The 15,493-nt window shown below is 61.9% G+C and carries 17 protein-coding genes; 10 read left to right on the top strand and 7 right to left on the bottom strand.

Annotated features, from left to right (window positions below):
* Positions 1 to 6: 6 nt before the first annotated feature.
* The 3 genes from KVP70_RS24705 to KVP70_RS24695 form a co-directional block, all read right to left on the bottom strand.
* On the bottom strand, positions 7 to 900 hold the full coding sequence (locus KVP70_RS24705; RefSeq protein WP_217945090.1) for an ABC transporter ATP-binding protein: 894 nt from the start codon (positions 898 to 900) through the stop codon (positions 7 to 9).
* 207 nt (positions 901 to 1,107) lie between these two features.
* Positions 1,108 to 2,304: an ABC transporter permease gene (locus tag KVP70_RS24700; RefSeq protein ID WP_217945089.1), complete on the bottom strand. Its 1,197-nt coding sequence runs from the start codon at positions 2,302 to 2,304 to the stop codon at positions 1,108 to 1,110.
* Positions 2,305 to 2,307: 3 nt separating this feature from the next.
* A complete protein-coding gene (locus KVP70_RS24695) occupies positions 2,308 to 3,087 on the bottom strand; it encodes an ABC transporter ATP-binding protein (RefSeq protein WP_217945088.1) in 780 nt (259 codons plus the stop codon).
* A 112-nt stretch (positions 3,088 to 3,199) separates the two neighbouring features.
* On the opposite strand from KVP70_RS24695, the gene KVP70_RS24690 reads away from it, so the two are divergent.
* A complete protein-coding gene (locus tag KVP70_RS24690) occupies positions 3,200 to 3,634 on the top strand; it encodes a hypothetical protein (protein WP_217945087.1) in 435 nt (144 codons plus the stop codon).
* 47 nt (positions 3,635 to 3,681) lie between these two features.
* A complete protein-coding gene (gene coq7, locus KVP70_RS24685) occupies positions 3,682 to 4,323 on the top strand; it encodes a 2-polyprenyl-3-methyl-6-methoxy-1,4-benzoquinone monooxygenase (RefSeq protein ID WP_217945086.1) in 642 nt (213 codons plus the stop codon).
* Between the two features lie 37 nt (positions 4,324 to 4,360).
* Here the strand turns inward: coq7 and KVP70_RS24680 are convergent, their stop codons facing one another.
* A complete protein-coding gene (locus tag KVP70_RS24680) occupies positions 4,361 to 4,783 on the bottom strand; it encodes an OsmC family protein (protein WP_217945085.1) in 423 nt (140 codons plus the stop codon).
* A 131-nt stretch (positions 4,784 to 4,914) separates the two neighbouring features.
* Between KVP70_RS24680 and KVP70_RS24675 the strand changes: the two genes are divergently transcribed.
* The 6 genes from KVP70_RS24675 to erpA all read left to right on the top strand — a co-directional run bounded on the left by KVP70_RS24675 (position 4,915) and on the right by erpA (position 10,129).
* Positions 4,915 to 7,116 carry an NHL repeat-containing protein gene (locus KVP70_RS24675; protein ID WP_217945084.1) on the top strand — a complete coding sequence of 734 codons (2,202 nt, stop codon included), beginning with the start codon at positions 4,915 to 4,917 and terminating at the stop codon, positions 7,114 to 7,116.
* Positions 7,117 to 7,246: 130 nt separating this feature from the next.
* Positions 7,247 to 7,675 (top strand): 50S ribosomal protein L13, encoded by a 429-nt coding sequence (gene rplM / locus KVP70_RS24670; RefSeq protein ID WP_008445136.1) that lies wholly within the window; start codon positions 7,247 to 7,249, stop codon positions 7,673 to 7,675.
* Positions 7,676 to 7,684: 9 nt separating this feature from the next.
* Positions 7,685 to 8,077, top strand: coding sequence for a 30S ribosomal protein S9 (rpsI, locus tag KVP70_RS24665; protein WP_020704898.1), 393 nt, complete (start codon positions 7,685 to 7,687; stop codon positions 8,075 to 8,077).
* 159 nt (positions 8,078 to 8,236) lie between these two features.
* The gene (argC, locus tag KVP70_RS24660; protein WP_217945083.1) at positions 8,237 to 9,274 is read left to right on the top strand and encodes an N-acetyl-gamma-glutamyl-phosphate reductase; all 1,038 of its coding nucleotides are present in this window, start codon (positions 8,237 to 8,239) and stop codon (positions 9,272 to 9,274) included.
* A gap of 69 nt (positions 9,275 to 9,343) precedes the next feature.
* Positions 9,344 to 9,715: a bactofilin family protein gene (locus tag KVP70_RS24655; protein WP_217945082.1), complete on the top strand. Its 372-nt coding sequence runs from the start codon at positions 9,344 to 9,346 to the stop codon at positions 9,713 to 9,715.
* 51 nt (positions 9,716 to 9,766) lie between these two features.
* The gene (erpA, locus tag KVP70_RS24650) at positions 9,767 to 10,129 is read left to right on the top strand and encodes an iron-sulfur cluster insertion protein ErpA (protein WP_008445143.1); all 363 of its coding nucleotides are present in this window, start codon (positions 9,767 to 9,769) and stop codon (positions 10,127 to 10,129) included.
* A 68-nt stretch (positions 10,130 to 10,197) separates the two neighbouring features.
* Here the strand turns inward: erpA and KVP70_RS24645 are convergent, their stop codons facing one another.
* The 3 genes from KVP70_RS24645 to KVP70_RS24635 all read right to left on the bottom strand — a co-directional run bounded on the left by KVP70_RS24645 (position 10,198) and on the right by KVP70_RS24635 (position 13,631).
* Entirely contained in the window at positions 10,198 to 10,989 is a 792-nt protein-coding gene (locus KVP70_RS24645) for a class I SAM-dependent methyltransferase (RefSeq protein ID WP_217945081.1), read from the bottom strand.
* 26 nt (positions 10,990 to 11,015) lie between these two features.
* Entirely contained in the window at positions 11,016 to 12,110 is a 1,095-nt protein-coding gene (locus tag KVP70_RS24640; protein ID WP_217945080.1) for an anhydro-N-acetylmuramic acid kinase, read from the bottom strand.
* Positions 12,111 to 12,248: 138 nt separating this feature from the next.
* The gene (locus tag KVP70_RS24635) at positions 12,249 to 13,631 is read right to left on the bottom strand and encodes a M23 family metallopeptidase (RefSeq protein WP_217945079.1); all 1,383 of its coding nucleotides are present in this window, start codon (positions 13,629 to 13,631) and stop codon (positions 12,249 to 12,251) included.
* A gap of 160 nt (positions 13,632 to 13,791) precedes the next feature.
* Between KVP70_RS24635 and tyrS the strand changes: the two genes are divergently transcribed.
* Entirely contained in the window at positions 13,792 to 15,045 is a 1,254-nt protein-coding gene (tyrS, locus tag KVP70_RS24630) for a tyrosine--tRNA ligase (protein ID WP_217945078.1), read from the top strand.
* Positions 15,042 to 15,488 (top strand): D-aminoacyl-tRNA deacylase, encoded by a 447-nt coding sequence (gene dtd, locus KVP70_RS24625; RefSeq protein WP_217945077.1) that lies wholly within the window; start codon positions 15,042 to 15,044, stop codon positions 15,486 to 15,488. The genes tyrS and dtd overlap by 4 nt, the downstream gene beginning before the upstream one ends.
* The last annotated feature ends 5 nt before the right edge of the window (positions 15,489 to 15,493 follow it).

The raw sequence follows: 15,493 nt of genomic DNA, 5'->3' as shown, positions 1-15,493 counted from the left end.
GCCGCCTTAATCGCAGGTGGCCGCAGCGCTGTGGCGGCCGGCGATGGTGGCGAAATAGACATCTTCGAGGTCGCCGATGGCTTCCTCGAAGCCGTCGCCGGGATCGGTCTCGCTGTAGACGTGGATGAGGGTACGGCCGGACAGCAGGCGCGACGAGATGACCGGATGGCGCAGCTGGAACGATGGCAGGTCGCGCTTGTCGATGAAGCGGGCCCAGATCTTGTCGCTCACTTCGTGGATCAATTCCTGGGTCGGGCCGCACAGCAGCAAATGGCCCTTGTTGATGATGGCCATGTTGGCGCACAGGTCGGCCACGTCGCTGACGATGTGGGTCGACAGGATCACGGTCTTGTCCTCGCCGATGTCGGACAGCAGGTTGTGGAAGCGCACCCGTTCCTGCGGGTCGAGGCCGGCGGTCGGCTCGTCGACGATGATCAGCTTGGGGTCGCCCAGCAGCGCCTGGGCGATGCCGAAGCGCTGGCGCATGCCGCCGGAGAAGCCGCCGAGGCGCTGGTTGCGCACGTCGAACAGATTGGTTTGCTGCAGCAGACCGTCGACCACCTCGCGCCGGCGGTTGCGGTTGGACAGGCCCTTGAGCACGGCGAAATGGTCGAGCAGCTCGTAGGCGGTCACCTTCGGGTAGACGCCGAAGTCCTGCGGCAGGTAGCCCAGCAGACGGCGCACTTCGTCTTTTTCGTCCAACACGTCGATGTCGTCCAGGAACACCGAACCGGAATCGCATTCCTGCAAGGTCGCCAGCGTGCGCATCAGCGTCGACTTGCCGGCGCCGTTGGGCCCGAGCAAGCCGAACATCCCGGTCGGGATGGTGAGCGAGATATTGTCCAGCGCTACGACGCCATTGCCGTAGGTTTTAGACAAGTTGCTGATGCGTAATTCCATGCTAACTCCTGAATGATTCTACCGGTGCCTGCGCCGCGTTTCTGCACGGCCATACACTTTTCACATGATGGCATTGTATTGAATTTGCCCTATATGTGGGGCGCCATTGCGATAGGCGGCCGAAACCGCGCGCCAGAGTGCGGAAAAGGCCGACCAGACGGCGGCGCGCAGCGGCCCCATCCAGGGCTAGTTGAATAGACAACTTGTTCAATTTCTAAACAAAACCTGCTCGCGGTTGAACCACCAGCGACACAGGGCCAGCAGGGCGCCGGCGGTCAGCGTGGTCGACAGCAGGATGACCCAGAACATGCTGTAGTCCATCGTGCCCTTCACCAATTCCTTCATCGCCAGCGAGACATTGGTCATCGGCACCATCGCCCATTTCCAGTTCAGCTCGACGCCGGGCAGCAGCGCCACCAGCGTCGGCAGCACGGTGACGATGATCAGCGGCGAGATCAGGCCGGCCGCCTCCTTGTAGCTCTTGGCGTAGACCGAGATCGACAGCAGGATGGCGGCGAAGATGGCGGCGGTGGGCACCAGCATCAGCGCCACCATGGCCAGGTCGAGCAGGCCGATGGCGCGCACCATCTGCACCAGGTCGCCGCCTATCATGGGGCCGAAGAACGTCAGCAACAGGCCCAGGCTGACTATCATCAGCAGCGCCGAAGTCAGGCCGACGGTGAACAGCATCAGGAACTTGGCCATCACCAGCGCGGTGCGCGAGACCGGCGCCAGCAGCAAGGTTTCCAGGGTGCCGCGCTCCTTCTCGCCGGCGCCGGTGTCGATCGCCGGATACATGGCCGCCATCAGGCACACCATCAGCAGGATGTAGGGCAGCATGCCGCCGACCACGGCCCCCATCTGCTCGCGCTTGTCGGCGGTGGAATGGTCTTCCAGCGTGATCGGGTCGAGCGCGTAGCGCAGCTGCTCCTTGTTGAGGTTGAGCGCGGACAGCGCCTGTTCGCGCAGCAGGCGGTTCTGGCCGCCGACCACCGACATCACGCGCTTGCGCGTCAGGTCGACCGTGACGGCGCTGTTGTAGTGCAGCGCGATCACCGCTTGCTGTTGCCGGGCCAGGCTCGCTTCGAAGCCGGCCGGGATCACCAGCGCGAACTTGATGCGGTCGTCGCCGATGGCGGCCTTGATGTCGGCCGGGCTGGCCAGCACCACTTCGCGGAAGCCTTTTTCTTTTGCGAAGCGTTCGGCCAGCTTGGGCGCGTTGCCCTTGCCGAAGATGGAGTAGGTCATCTCGGCCTGGCTGGCCTGCTTGAACATGCTCGACGAGACATAGCCGAAACCGGTGAAGATCAGCGGCATGGCGAACACCGGGATGAACACGGTGAAGAAGAAGGTGCGGCGGTCGCGCGCCAGTTCCAGCAACTCCTTGAGGTAGATGATCCACATGGCTCAGGGCTCCCGGTTGATGACGCCGACGAAGGCGTCGTACAGGTCGGCGCTGCCACCCAGGTGGCGCAGCTCGCCGACCGTGCCGTGGAAGGCGGTCTTGCCGTGGTTGATGATGCAGACGCGGTCGCACAGCTTTTCCACTTCGTGCAGATGGTGGGTGGAGAAGATCAGCGGCACATGCAGCGCCTTGTAGCTGGCGATGAAGTCCAGCAGGATCTTGGCCGACATCACGTCCAGGCCGGTGGTCGGCTCGTCGAGGATGACGATCTGCGGTTCGTGCACCACGGTGCGGGCGATCGAGCATTTCTGCTTCATGCCGGTGGACAGCTGGTCGGCGCGCTTGTTGCTGTACTCGGTCATCTGCAGCAGCTCGAACAACTCGTCGCAGCGGCGCTTCAGGTAGGGCGGGCTCATGCCGTGCAGGCGGCCGAAGTATTCGACGTTTTCGCGCGCGGTCAGGCGGCCGTACAGGCCGGTGGTGCCGGACAAGAAACCGATGTGCTGGCGCGCCGCCAGCGGATCGCTGAGCAGGTCGACGCCGTTGGCGTGTATGCTGCCTGCATCCGGTTTCAGTGCGGTCGACAGCAGACGCAGGGTGGTGGTCTTGCCGGCGCCGTTGGGCCCAAGCAGGCCCAGCACTTCACCGGGCGCGCAGCGGAAGCTGACATCGCGCACGGCGTGGAACCAGCCGTCGTGGTCGCGCGGATCGCGCGGCTGGGCCGGCTTGCCGCCGCGCGACGACAGGCGAAAACGCTTGGCGAGACCCCTGACCTCGATCATTGTTCCGTCCCTTGTTAAAAAGATTTCAAGAGTAGCATGTAAAAATTCTCGCGCGCAAGCTACTCGCTGCACAAATGTCTTGCTATAGTCGGATATGGGAGCACAACAAAAAATGAATCCTCAATTGCAGGAAAAAATTCTGGCGGTCACCCATTGCGGCGTCGACCGTAGCGAGTCCACCGGCTTCTTTCGCGTGGCGCTGGGCCTGTTTTACCTGTCGGGCCTGATGACCAAGGAAACGCTGGACTTCGCCAAGCTGGACCGCGACTTCAACCGCTTCATCTATCACAGCATCGGCAAGGGCCACAGCATCACTAGCATCCTGCAATACATGAGCGGGGAGAAGGTGGTGCCGGTGGTGGAGTCCAAGCGCTTCCTGCGCGCGTTTGCCGAACACTGTCCGGAGGTTCCGATCGAGAATATCCCCTTCCTGCTGGGCCTGAACCTGAGCGTGGCGAAAGACATTTCCAGGATCGATGTGCGCGGCCCGGTGGCCGACTACATCGAACGCCAGCGCCAGTTGCGCGAAGCGGCCGAGGCAAACTGAGGCTGACGCCTCTATAATATTGCTTTCGTCCGAATTCGAGTTTTCCTATGGCCGCACACCACCACACTCCGCTGGACCGATTGATCGCCGGCGCCGACAAGGCGCTGCGCGTGATGACCGGCGTCGCCTCGGCATCGCGGCCGACGCCGGCGCTGCACGCGGCCGACGCCCAGATGAGCGAAGCGGAAACCCGCCACAGCGCCGGCTTGATGCGGGTGAACCATGTGGGCGAGGTGTGCGCGCAGGCGTTGTACAACTCGCAGAGCCGCTACGCCAAGACTGAAGAGATGCGCGCGCAGTTCGAGCAGGCGGGCAGGGAAGAGGAAGACCATCTGGCCTGGACCGCGCAGCGGCTGGGCGAGCTGAACTCGCATATCAGCGTGCTCAATCCGCTGTTCTATGCCGGCGCGTATGCGCTGGGCACGGTGGCGGCGGTGCTGGGCGACGCGCGCAGCCTGGGTTTTGTGGTGGAGACGGAGCGGCAGGTGGAGGCGCATCTGGCCAGCCATCTGGACCAGCTGCCGCCGCAGGACGCCAAGTCGCGCGCCATCGTCGAGCAGATGCGGCAGGATGAGATCGCACACGGCGCCGCCGCGCAGGCGCTGGGCGCCTCGCAGACGCCGGCCCCGGTGCAGGCCGTGATGGCGGTGATGGGCAAGGTCATGACCAGCACCGCGTACTACATCTGATTGAGCCGAGGCTTACCCCTGGTGGCCGCAGTGCGGGTTAAGCGTCGACGATCTCGAACGAATGGGTGATCTCGGCGGTCTTGCCGAGCATGATGGACGCCGAGCAGTATTTGTCGTGCGACAGCGTGATCGCCCGTTCCACCGCCTCAGGCTTCAAGTCCTTGCCGGTCACGGTGAAGTGGAAGTTAATCTTGGTGAACACCTTCGGCTCCGTGTCCGCGCGTTCGGCGGTCAGCGTGCACTCGCAGCCACGGATGTCGGCGCGGCCCTTCTTCAGGATCAACACCACGTCATACGCCGTGCAGCCGCCGGTGCCCAGCAACACCATCTCCATCGGACGCGGCGCCAGGTTGTGGCCGCCGCCCTCGGGCGCGCCATCCATGTTGACCATGTGACCGGAACCGGTCTGGGCCAAGAAACTCATGCCCGACGGGCCATTCCAGCTGACTTTGCATTCCATCATTCTCTCCGTTAAAAAGCGTTGCGCATATTGTAAAGGAGTCCGGCCGGACTGGCTTGCATGAGGTTTTTTAACTTGCAGCAAGCTCGAACGGATCGCATACTTTATTGACTTAAATCAAGGAGGGTGCGATGAATCAGGCCATCAAATACCTTTGTTCCTATGGTGAGTTGACCGTGCCGGGCACCACGCCCCTGGGGCCGCTGGCCGACGATTTCACGCTCAATTCGCCGGTTGGCGTGCATGCCGATAGTTTCGGCAGGCTGTGGGTGTGCGATACAGGCAACAGCCGCGTGCTGGTCTTCAACGCCGATTTGTCCGAACTGCTGCATGTGATCGAGGGCCCCGGCGACGATACACCCGACGCGCCGCGCCTGCTGATGCCCTTCCACGTGTGCCCGCATCCCACCCACCAGCTGATGTACTGCACCGATATGGGCCACGGCCGCGTGGTCGCGTTCGCCTACGATGAAGACGAGATCTGGTTCAGCTATGCCTTCGGCGAAGGCGACGACCACTACCTTCCGTTGTCCGATCCGAACGGCATCACCGTGGTGCGCGAGCGCGACGGCGTCGATTACCTGTACGTCTGCGACGAGTTCTTCCACACGGCCGGGGACCTGGCCAGCCGCTGCGTCAAGTTCACGCTGGACGGCGCGTTCATCAGCCAGTTCCGCCACGTTGCCGGCCCGGGCGCCCGGCATGAACTGCTGTGGCCGCAAGGGCTGGCCAGCGATGATCGAGGCAATCTCTACCTCGCCAACACCGGCCACTACGAAGTGCTGAAAATCAGCACCGACTGGCCCATCGTCGACGAATGCGTGCAGGCGCCGCATGACGCGGTGATGCTGCATCAGCATGGCAAGCCCACCGGCATCGGCAAGTTCAATGTGATGCGTTCGGTGTGCGTGATCGGCGACCGCGTGTTCGTGCCGGGGCATATCGAGAACGCCATCACGGTGTACGACCTGGAGGGCAGGAAGGTCAGCGTGGTTGGCGGCCTGCTGCCCTTGTGGAACCACACGCTGGAGCCGGTGCACAGCCTGTCCGATTTCGTCTACGGTGCGCTGGAGGATGTGGTGTTCGTCGGACCGTACCAGATCTGCGCGGCGGCAGGCGAGCCGGACGTGTATTTCATCAGCGAGCCGTTCGCCTCCAGCGTGATCAAGGTGCGCATTCCGCGTGTCCAAGGCGAGGAGGATGCGTTGCTGATGGAGTCGGTCGGCCACCGGCGCGATGGCCAGAACCGCCAGAACCGGCTGCGCTCGACCTCGCAATTCAATTGCATGACGTCGGTGATCGGCTTCAAGCGCGAGCGCCGCGTGGTGCCGCGCGAGCCGCTAGCCGGCGGCAACTGGATCGACTACTGGGCCAGGGCGACGACCAGCATCTACAAGTACTGGTACGACCAGTTCCGCACGCATATGGGCATCGATCCACTGGCGCGCATGGCGAACGCGTCGCTGAACATCGATTCGGGCAACTGGTGCATGAAGACTTTCAATACCGAGAGCGATTCCTACCATCAGTTGCAGGACATGATGCGCGGCTTCTTTGTGCCGGGCGACCTGGCGATGGATGTCTACTACCCGCACACGCCGCCGCTGGGGCAGATCTGTCCCGGCACGCCGATCGTGTTCGTCACCAACTTCAATCTGTGCACGGTGACCATGTACCAGTTCAATCCGGCCGGCTACCTGATCAACTACGGCATGCCCTTCGGCCGCGACGGCGTGGGCGGCGACGGCACGCTGAAGGCGCCGCAGGGCATCGCCATCAACGGCCAGGGCGAGATCTATATCGCCGATTCGCTCAACAACCGCATCTCGATGTGGCAGATCCAGCCGACCGGCTATGTGGTGTTCCGCAAAAATTTCCGTTGGCAGTCGGACGACGATTTCACGCCCTGCGACATCGCCATCGACGCCCAGGACCGATTGTTCGTCTGCGACCAGTTCAACAACTGCCTGCGCGTGTTCGACCGCGAGGGCAACAGCCTGTGGAGCTACGGCCAGCTTGGCTATTGTGACGATGTCAACGTTGATTACGAAAAATTCATGCTGCCGGCCAGCGTCTGCGTCGACGGCGACCGCCTGATCGTCAACGACCTGGTCAACCGCGCGCTGAAAGTGTTCCGCATCGGCGAGCATACGCTGACCTACGAAACCGGCATTTCCGTGTTCAAGAAATACCCGGACGCCGGCGGCGTCTGGATGCCGTACTTCATATACGCCGACCGCGGCCGCCTGTACGTGCCCGACACGACTTTCAATGTGGTCAATGTTTTCCGTTACGGGGCGGCGGAGCCTGATTCTGTCGGCATTGCGGCTTGACTCGGCGGGCGCTTTCCGCTTATACTTGTCGGCTTTCCGTTCGCTCAGGAAAGTAAATAAGAAGGCCGAGTCCGCTGAAGCAAGAGGCGGAACCACCATTTGAGCGTGTTTTATTATTTAGGAAGTCAACATGAAAACTTTTTCCGCTAAGGGCCATGAAGTCCAGCGCGATTGGTTCGTGATTGACGCGACGGACAAAGTCCTCGGACGTGTTGCCAGCGAAGTGGCACTCCGACTGCGCGGCAAACACAAGCCAGAATTTACTCCTCACGTCGACACCGGCGATTTCATCGTCATCGTCAACGCAGGCAAACTGCGCGTGACCGGCACCAAAGCAACCGAGAAGACCTACTACCGTCACTCGGGCTACCCAGGTGGCATCTATGAGACCAACTTCCTGAAAATGCAACAGCGTTTCCCAGGCCGTGCTCTGGAAAAAGCCGTCAAGGGTATGTTGCCGAAGGGCCCACTGGGCTACGCAATGATCAAGAAGCTGAAAGTGTACGCTGAAGGTTCGCACCCGCACGCTGCCCAGCAACCTAAAGCACTCGAAATCTAAGGAACTGACATGATCGGTAACTACAATTACGGCACCGGCCGTCGCAAGAGTGCAGTAGCTCGTGTGTTTATCAAAGTTGGCACTGGCCAAATCATCGTTAACGGCAAGCCAGCGGCTGAGTACTTCTCCCGCGAAACCGGCCTGATGGTTATTCGTCAACCACTGGAACTGACCGGCAACGTTGAGCGTTTTGACATCAAAGTCAACGTTCACGGCGGCGGCGAGTCCGGCCAGGCAGGTGCTGTGCGTCACGGCATCACCCGCGCCCTGATCGACTACGATGCAGCGCTGAAACCGGATCTGGCACGCGCCGGCTTCGTTACCCGCGATGCACGTGAAGTTGAACGTAAAAAAGTTGGTCTGCGCAAAGCACGTCGCGCAAAGCAATTCTCGAAGCGTTAATTTTTACGCTGTGGTGCGCTGCTTGCGGCGTATCCTCAAAAAAGCCGCCGGCCCTGTGTCGGGCGGCTTTTTTGCTATCTGGCGGGCGTAACACGTCTGTCGCATATGCCTGATAAAATGGCAGTCCCCTCTACGCATTACCTCATTCAAGGAAAGAACATGATCAAAGTTGGCATCGTCGGCGGCACCGGATATACCGGAGTGGAATTGCTGCGACTGTTGGCAGTCCACCCTGATGTGCAGCTGACGGCTATCACGTCGCGCAAGGAAGATGGCTTGCCGGTTGCCGATATGTTCCCTTCGCTGCGCGGCCGCGTGGACCTCGCCTTCTCGTCGCCCGACAAGGCCGACCTGAGCAAGTGCGACGTGGTGTTCTTCGCCACCCCGCACGGCGTGGCCATGGCCCAGGCGCCGGCGCTGCTGGCGGCCGGCGTCAAGGTGATCGACCTGGCGGCGGACTTCCGCATCAAGGACAAGGCGGTCTTTGAAAAATGGTACAAGATCGACCACACCTGCCCGGAGCTGCTGGAGGAAGCGGCCTACGGCCTGGCCGAACTGAACCGCGACGCCATCAAGGGCGCACGCCTGGTCGCCAATCCGGGCTGCTACCCGACCACCATGCAGCTGGGCTACTACCCGCTGCTGAAGGCCGGCCTGATCGATGCCGGCTCGCTGATCGCCGACTGCAAGTCGGGCGTGTCCGGCGCCGGCCGCAAGGCCGAGATCGGCACGCTGTTCTCTGAATCGAGCGACAACTTCAAGGCCTACGGCGTGGCCGGCCACCGCCACACGCCGGAAACCTCGGCGCAGCTGCAGAAGTTCACCGCCGACAAGGTCGGCCTGGTGTTCACGCCGCACCTGGTGCCGATGATACGCGGCATGCATTCGACCTTGTACGGCCGCCTGACCAAGGACGTCAGCAACGAAGCGCTGCAGGCGCTGTTCGAGGCGCAGTACAAAGATTCGCCGTTCGTCGACGTGATGCCGTTTGGCTCGCATCCGGAAACCCGTTCCACCCGTGGCTCCAACATGCTGCGCCTGGCGCTGCATCGCCCGGACAACGGCAACACCGTGATCGTGCTGGTGGTGCAGGACAACCTGGTCAAGGGCGCGTCCGGTCAGGCGGTGCAGTGCATGAACCTGATGTTCGGCCTGGAGGAAACCACCGGCCTGACCCAGATCGCGCTGCTGCCGTAAATCAAAGCGCGACAGGGCGGGGATAGTAGATTAGGAATTCCCGTCCACTCCGCTTGCAGAAAGTCGCACATGATCGATATGGATAGCCTGATCGGCGCCGCCACCCGGGTACGAGGTAATTTGCTGTTTCGCGGCGGCATGCGCATTGATGGCGAGGTCATCGGCAATATTGTCGCGGAGGCAGGACATCCCAGTTATCTCGTCATTGCCGAGCATGCGCGTGTGGAAGGCGAGATACGTTGCGACCACCTGGTGGTCAATGGCGAGGTTCAGGGTTGCGTTTTCAGCGCGGATTTGCTTGAAATCCAGCCGAGTGCCCGTATCATTGGAGATGTTAGTTACAAAGTCTTGGAAATGCACGGCGGCGCGCAGGTGTTGGGCACATTGACCCATCGCGACAGCTCCGGCGTGGGGCCGCTTTTGGCGGTATCCGGAGCATGAATTACGCCAACGGTCTATAATGGATCAAATGTTTTCACGTAGGAGTCTGAAATGAATGCTGTCGCCGAATCGCTAGATGTAATCCCGTCGCCTATTATCTTCACCGATAGCGCGGCTGAAAAGGTCGCCCAACTGATCGAGGAAGAGGGCAATCCAGACCTGAAGCTGCGCGTATTCGTGCAGGGTGGCGGCTGCTCCGGCTTCCAGTACGGCTTCACGTTTGACGAAATCGTCAACGAAGACGACACCACCATGGTCAAGAACGGCGTCCAGCTGTTGATCGATTCGATGAGCTACCAGTACCTGGTCGGCGCGGAAATCGACTACAAGGACGACCTGGAAGGCGCGCAATTCGTCATCAAGAACCCAACCGCCACCTCGACCTGCGGCTGCGGCTCTTCGTTCTCGGTATAACCGCGCAGGTCCGGCCTTGGCCGGTTGCGATAAACGGCGGACAACTCCGGTTGTGCCGCCGTTTTTGTTTATGCTGCGTCTGGCCGTTTGACGGCGACGATCTCCAGCACGCCCGCCACGCGGTTCAGCAGTGGAATGCGGCACAGATAGCGGTCGAGCACGATCAGCGGGAGGCTGAAGCGGCTGTAGATGCGGCGCAAGCCCGTCGGCATGCCGGTCAGGTTTTTTGGCACCAGGTTGGCGCGGCGCAGGCTGGACACCCTGAAACCCTTCCCCTCAAGTATCCCGACGATTTCCGCAGCGCTGTAGCGCCTGGGATGCGTGTAGCCCAGTTTAAGGCGGCGCACCAGCGCCTCCTGCCACGATGCTCGTTGCGGCAATTGGTAAATCAGCAGCTTGCCTTCCGGGCGCAGCACGCGGGCGATTTCCGCCAGCGATTTGAGCTCGTTGCCGGCGACGCCGCTGCATTCGTCGATATGTTCCAGCACGCCGCAGCTCAGCACCGCGTCGAATGCCTGCTCAGGAAACGGCAGCTGCGTCGGGTGCGTCGTACGGATGACATTGAGCCCGTCGCATAAGGGAATAGGGGGCAGGCACGTGTCGTCGGCGCCGATGTCGAACGAGATCATGTCGAAGTTGCGGCGGCGCAGCAGCCAGGTCATTTGCCCATAGCCGCAGCCCCAATCCATGATGCGGGCGGCCGGCTGCTGCACGGTCGTCGCCACATGGTCGGCGATCCGCATATAGTTGAGCAGGTTGACGGTCTGGTCGAGATGGGGGATGTGGAGCTTGGCGTTCCGGATGCTGGCGGCATTTTGTTCCAGGAAGGCCAAGTCGGTGCTGTTATTTTGAAGACTCATGCGGCATATTATACGGTCTGGCGGGGTCAACGCGGGTAAAGCGCGCCCAGTACGCGATCACCCTTGGCCCCCGTCACCGACGGCAGGTTGCCCGCCAGCCGCTCGGTGAAGCGATAGCCCAGCCAGGCGAAGGCCATCGCCTCGACCCGGTTCGGCGCCACGCCCAGCGCCTGCGTCGATTCCAGCGTCACCTGCCGGCCCAGCGCCGCGCCCAGTTCATCCATCAGCACGCCGTTGTAGGCGCCGCCACCGCAGACGTAGACCGCGTCCGTGCCCGCACCATGGGCCTGCACCGCCTGCGCCAGCGTCAGGGCCGTCAGGCGCGTCAGCGTGCGTTGTACGTCTTCCGGCCTGGCGCCGGCGAACGCCGCCAGATGCCGGTCCAGCCAATCGATGTGGAACAGGTCGCGGCCGGTGCTCTTGGGCGCCGGCAGCGCGAAGTAGGGCTCGGCCAGCATGTTCGCCAGCAGGCCGGGGATTTCCCTGCCGCTGGCCGCCCAGGCGCCGTCCTGGTCGAATTCCTTGCCCTGGTGGCGGGCTATCCACGCATCCATCAGCACATTGCCGGGCCCGGTGTCGAAGCCGATCACTTTGCCATCCGTCAGCACGCTGATATTCGAAATGCCGCCGATATTGGCCACCACCCGCGTCTGCCCGCGCTTGCCGAACAGCGCCTGGTGGAAGGCCGGCACCAGCGGCGCGCCCTGGCCGCCGGCGGCGATGTCGCGGCTGCGGAAGTCGGCGATCACGTCGATGCCGCACAGTTCGGCCAGCAGGGCGGGGTTATTGGTCTGGCGCGTAAAGCCCAGTTCGGGACGGTGGCGGACGGTCTGCCCGTGCACCGCCACCGCGCGCACGTCCTGCGCTTGCAGCGAGGCGTCGTCCAGCAGCGCCTTGACGCACTCGGCGTAGAAGCGCGCCAGCTGATTGGCGGCCAGCGCCTCGCGCTCGATCTCGTTGTGGCCGGCGGCCTGCAGGGCCAGCAGGTCGGCGCGCAGGGCGGGAGGGAAGGGTACATAGGCGGCCGCCAGCGTGTCGATGGCGTCGCCGGTGAAGCGCGCCAGCGCGCCGTCCACGCCGTCCAGGCTGGTGCCGGACATCAAACCGATATACAGAGACATGGTGGCATCCCGAAGCAGAAAAACGTATTCTGCCTGAGTCGGCGTGCGCTGTCGCACAGAAGAAGCGGCCTGGCCGGCGCATGATCATAAAAAAACAGGCCGCTGGCGCGACCTGTCTTGATGAAGCTCAATTAAATCTTACTTTGCCGCGACGCGGGTGCCGCCGGAGCCGCCCGGCTGCAGCAGCGCGAAGCGGTGCGACATGTCGGAAGCGTAGGACTTGAAGCGCGACATCTCGGCCGCCGTCAACGGCGCCTGGGCTTGCACGTTCAGCGTGCCCGGATCCTTGGCTTCGCCGCCGACGCGGAATTCGTAATGCAAGTGTGCGCCGGTCGACCAGCCGGTGGTGCCGACGTAGCCGATCACGTCGCCCTGGCTGACCTTACTGCCTTTTTTGAGGCCAGGCGCGAAGCGGCTCATGTGGGCGTAGGCCGTGGTGTAGTTGGCCCAGTGCTTGATCATGACGAAATTGCCGTAGCCGTTCTGGGTGCCGGCGAAATCGATCACGCCATCGCCCGATGCGCGGATCGGGGTGCCGGTCGGCGCCGGGAAGTCGATGCCCTTGTGGGCTTTCCACTGGCCGGAAATCGGATGCACGCGCATCGCGAAGCCAGACGAAATACGGGAGAATTCAACCGGGGATTTGAGGAAGGCTTTCTTGAGGGACTTGCCGTCGAAGCTGTAGTAACCGCCGCCCTGCTTGCTTTGTGGATCTTCGAACCAGACCGACTGGAAGGTCGTGCCCTTGTTGGTGAACTCGCCCGCCAGGATACGGCCCGCTCGCACAAATTCTCCATCCTGCCAGAACGTTTCGTAGACCACGTTGAAATGGTCGCCGCGCTTCAGGTCGCCGCGGAAGTCGATGCTGGTCGAGAACATCTCGACGATCTGCTTGACGATGGTGTCCGGCAGCTTGGCGCCGTCTTCGCTCGAATCGGTCGCCGCATACAAGGTCGAGCTGATGGTACGCGCATGCATTTCCACGCGGCGTTCCAGCTTGGCCGCTTCTTCTTCCGCGACAAAGCCGTCGCCCTTACGGGTGACCTTGATGTTCTTGACCGGATTGTCCTTGCCATCGACCACCACGGCGCGCAGCCATTGCAGATTGCCCTCGTCGTCGGTCTGCGCCTGTACGCGCTTGCCGGTCTTGAGCTGCATCACGCCTTTCGCGACTTTATCTTTTTTGATAAAGTTCTCGGCCGCGTCATCGTCGATGCCCAGACGGGTCAGCAGCGCGGCCAGCGTATCGCCGGCGCGGATTTTTTCTTCGTGGACGAAGTGTTCGTTGGAGGATTGCTGTTCCAGCGCGGAGATCTGCGAGCTGAGGTCCGGCAGTGCGACCGATTCCTGTACCGATTTGACCGGCAGGTCGGAGGCGTCGGGGGCGAGCGGAGCTACGCCGGCGGCGCCAAAAGCACACACTGCGAGAAACAATGCAGACGCGCTGATGATGCGCGCCTTGCGCGTGGAACCTAGCAGACTGAACAAGCGTGAGCTCGTGAATTTATGTATTTGGTTCATGCAATCAGTTAAAATTTGCCGCTTGAACTTTTCTAAAACTTTCTTTTATTTATTCGTGTGTTATTAAAGTTCGTTTTCGTACGGCAAGATTGATGGATCGAGGATTATAACAAACTCCTGAAGCTGCCTACCTTTTTCTGAAATATACCGCAAAAAAACTATGACTACCTCTTCTTCGACATCGCCGGCCCCATCGAAAGTCCTGCCGTTGACCGACAGCGTTCTGGAGGCCCTCGCCATCACCAAGCGCGGTGTCGACGAGCTGCTGATTGAAAGCGAGTTCGCCCAAAAGCTGGCGCGCTCCGAACAAAGCGGCGTACCGCTGCGTATCAAGCTCGGTCTGGACCCTACCGCACCTGACCTGCACCTTGGCCACACCGTTGTGTTGAACAAGATGCGCCAGCTGCAGGACCTGGGCCATCAGGTGATCTTCCTGATCGGCGATTTCACGTCGATGATCGGCGACCCGTCCGGCCGCAACGCCACCCGTCCGCCGCTGACGCGCGAGCAGGTCGAGCAAAACGCCATGACCTACTTCAAGCAGGCCTCGCTGGTGCTGGACCCGGCCAAGACCGAAATCCGCTACAACTCCGAATGGTGCGATCCGCTGGGCGCGCGCGGCCTGATCAAGCTGGCCTCGCACTACACGGTGGCCCGCATGATGGAGCGCGACGATTTCAGCAAGCGCTTCAAGGGTGGGACTCCGATCGCGGTCCACGAGTTCCTCTACCCCTTGATGCAAGGCTACGATTCGGTCGCTTTGAAGGCAGACCTTGAGCTAGGTGGAACGGACCAGAAATTTAACTTGCTGGTTGGCCGCGAGCTGCAGAAGGACTACGGCCAGGAACCGCAGTGCATTCTGACCATGCCGCTGCTGGAAGGCCTGGACGGCGTCGACAAGATGTCCAAGTCGAAGAACAATTACATCGGCATCACCGAACCGGGCAACACCATGTTCGCCAAGATCATGAGTATTTCGGACTTGATGATGTGGAAATATTACGAACTGCTGTCGTTCCGCTCGATCGCCGACGTGGCCGCGCTGAAGGCCGCCATCGACGGCGGCGCCAACCCGCGCGACGCCAAAGTGGCGCTGGCGCAGGAAATCGTCGCCCGCTTCCACTCGCAGGCGGCGGCGGAAGATGCGTTGAACGACTTCGTCAACCGCTCCAAAGGCGGGATTCCGGACGACGTGGCGGAAATCACGTTGCCGGGCGCGCCGGCCGGCATCCAGCAACTGTTGAAATCGACGGGCCTGTGCGCTTCCGTTTCCGAGGCTGGCCGCATGATCGAGCAGGGCGGCGTGCGCATCGACGGCGCCGTGGTCAGCGACAAGACCGTGAAGATCGACGCCGGCACCTTCGTGCTGCAAGTGGGCAAGCGCAAGTTCGCGCGCGTCACGCTGACGGCATGATAGGCTTGCTGCAACGCGTCAGCAGCGCCGGTGTGGTGGTCGACGGCGCCACCGTCGGCGCCATCGACGCCGGCCTGATGGTGCTGGTGTGCGCCGAACGCGGCGATACGGAGAAGGAAGCCGACGCGCTGCTGACCAAATTGCTGGGCTACCGGGTGTTCGCCGACGACGCCGGCAAGATGAACCGCAGCGTCACCGACGTCGAGGGCGGCCTGCTGCTGGTGCCGCAGTTCACGCTGGCGGCCGACACCAAATCCGGCACGCGGCCCTCGTTCACGCCGGCCGCGGCGCCGGCCGACGGTCTGCGGCTGTTCAATTATTTTGTTGAACAAGCCCGCCAAAAGCATAAAGTAGTGGAAACCGGCCAGTTTGGCGCGGATATGAAGGTCACGCTGACCAACGACGGCCCGGTGACGTTCTGGCTGCAAACAAACGCAAAATAAAACAG

Source organism: Duganella violaceipulchra, from assembly GCF_019166075.1.
Lineage (GTDB): Bacteria > Pseudomonadota > Gammaproteobacteria > Burkholderiales > Burkholderiaceae_D > Rugamonas > Rugamonas violaceipulchra.
This window is presented reverse-complemented; position numbering and strand designations above follow the sequence as displayed.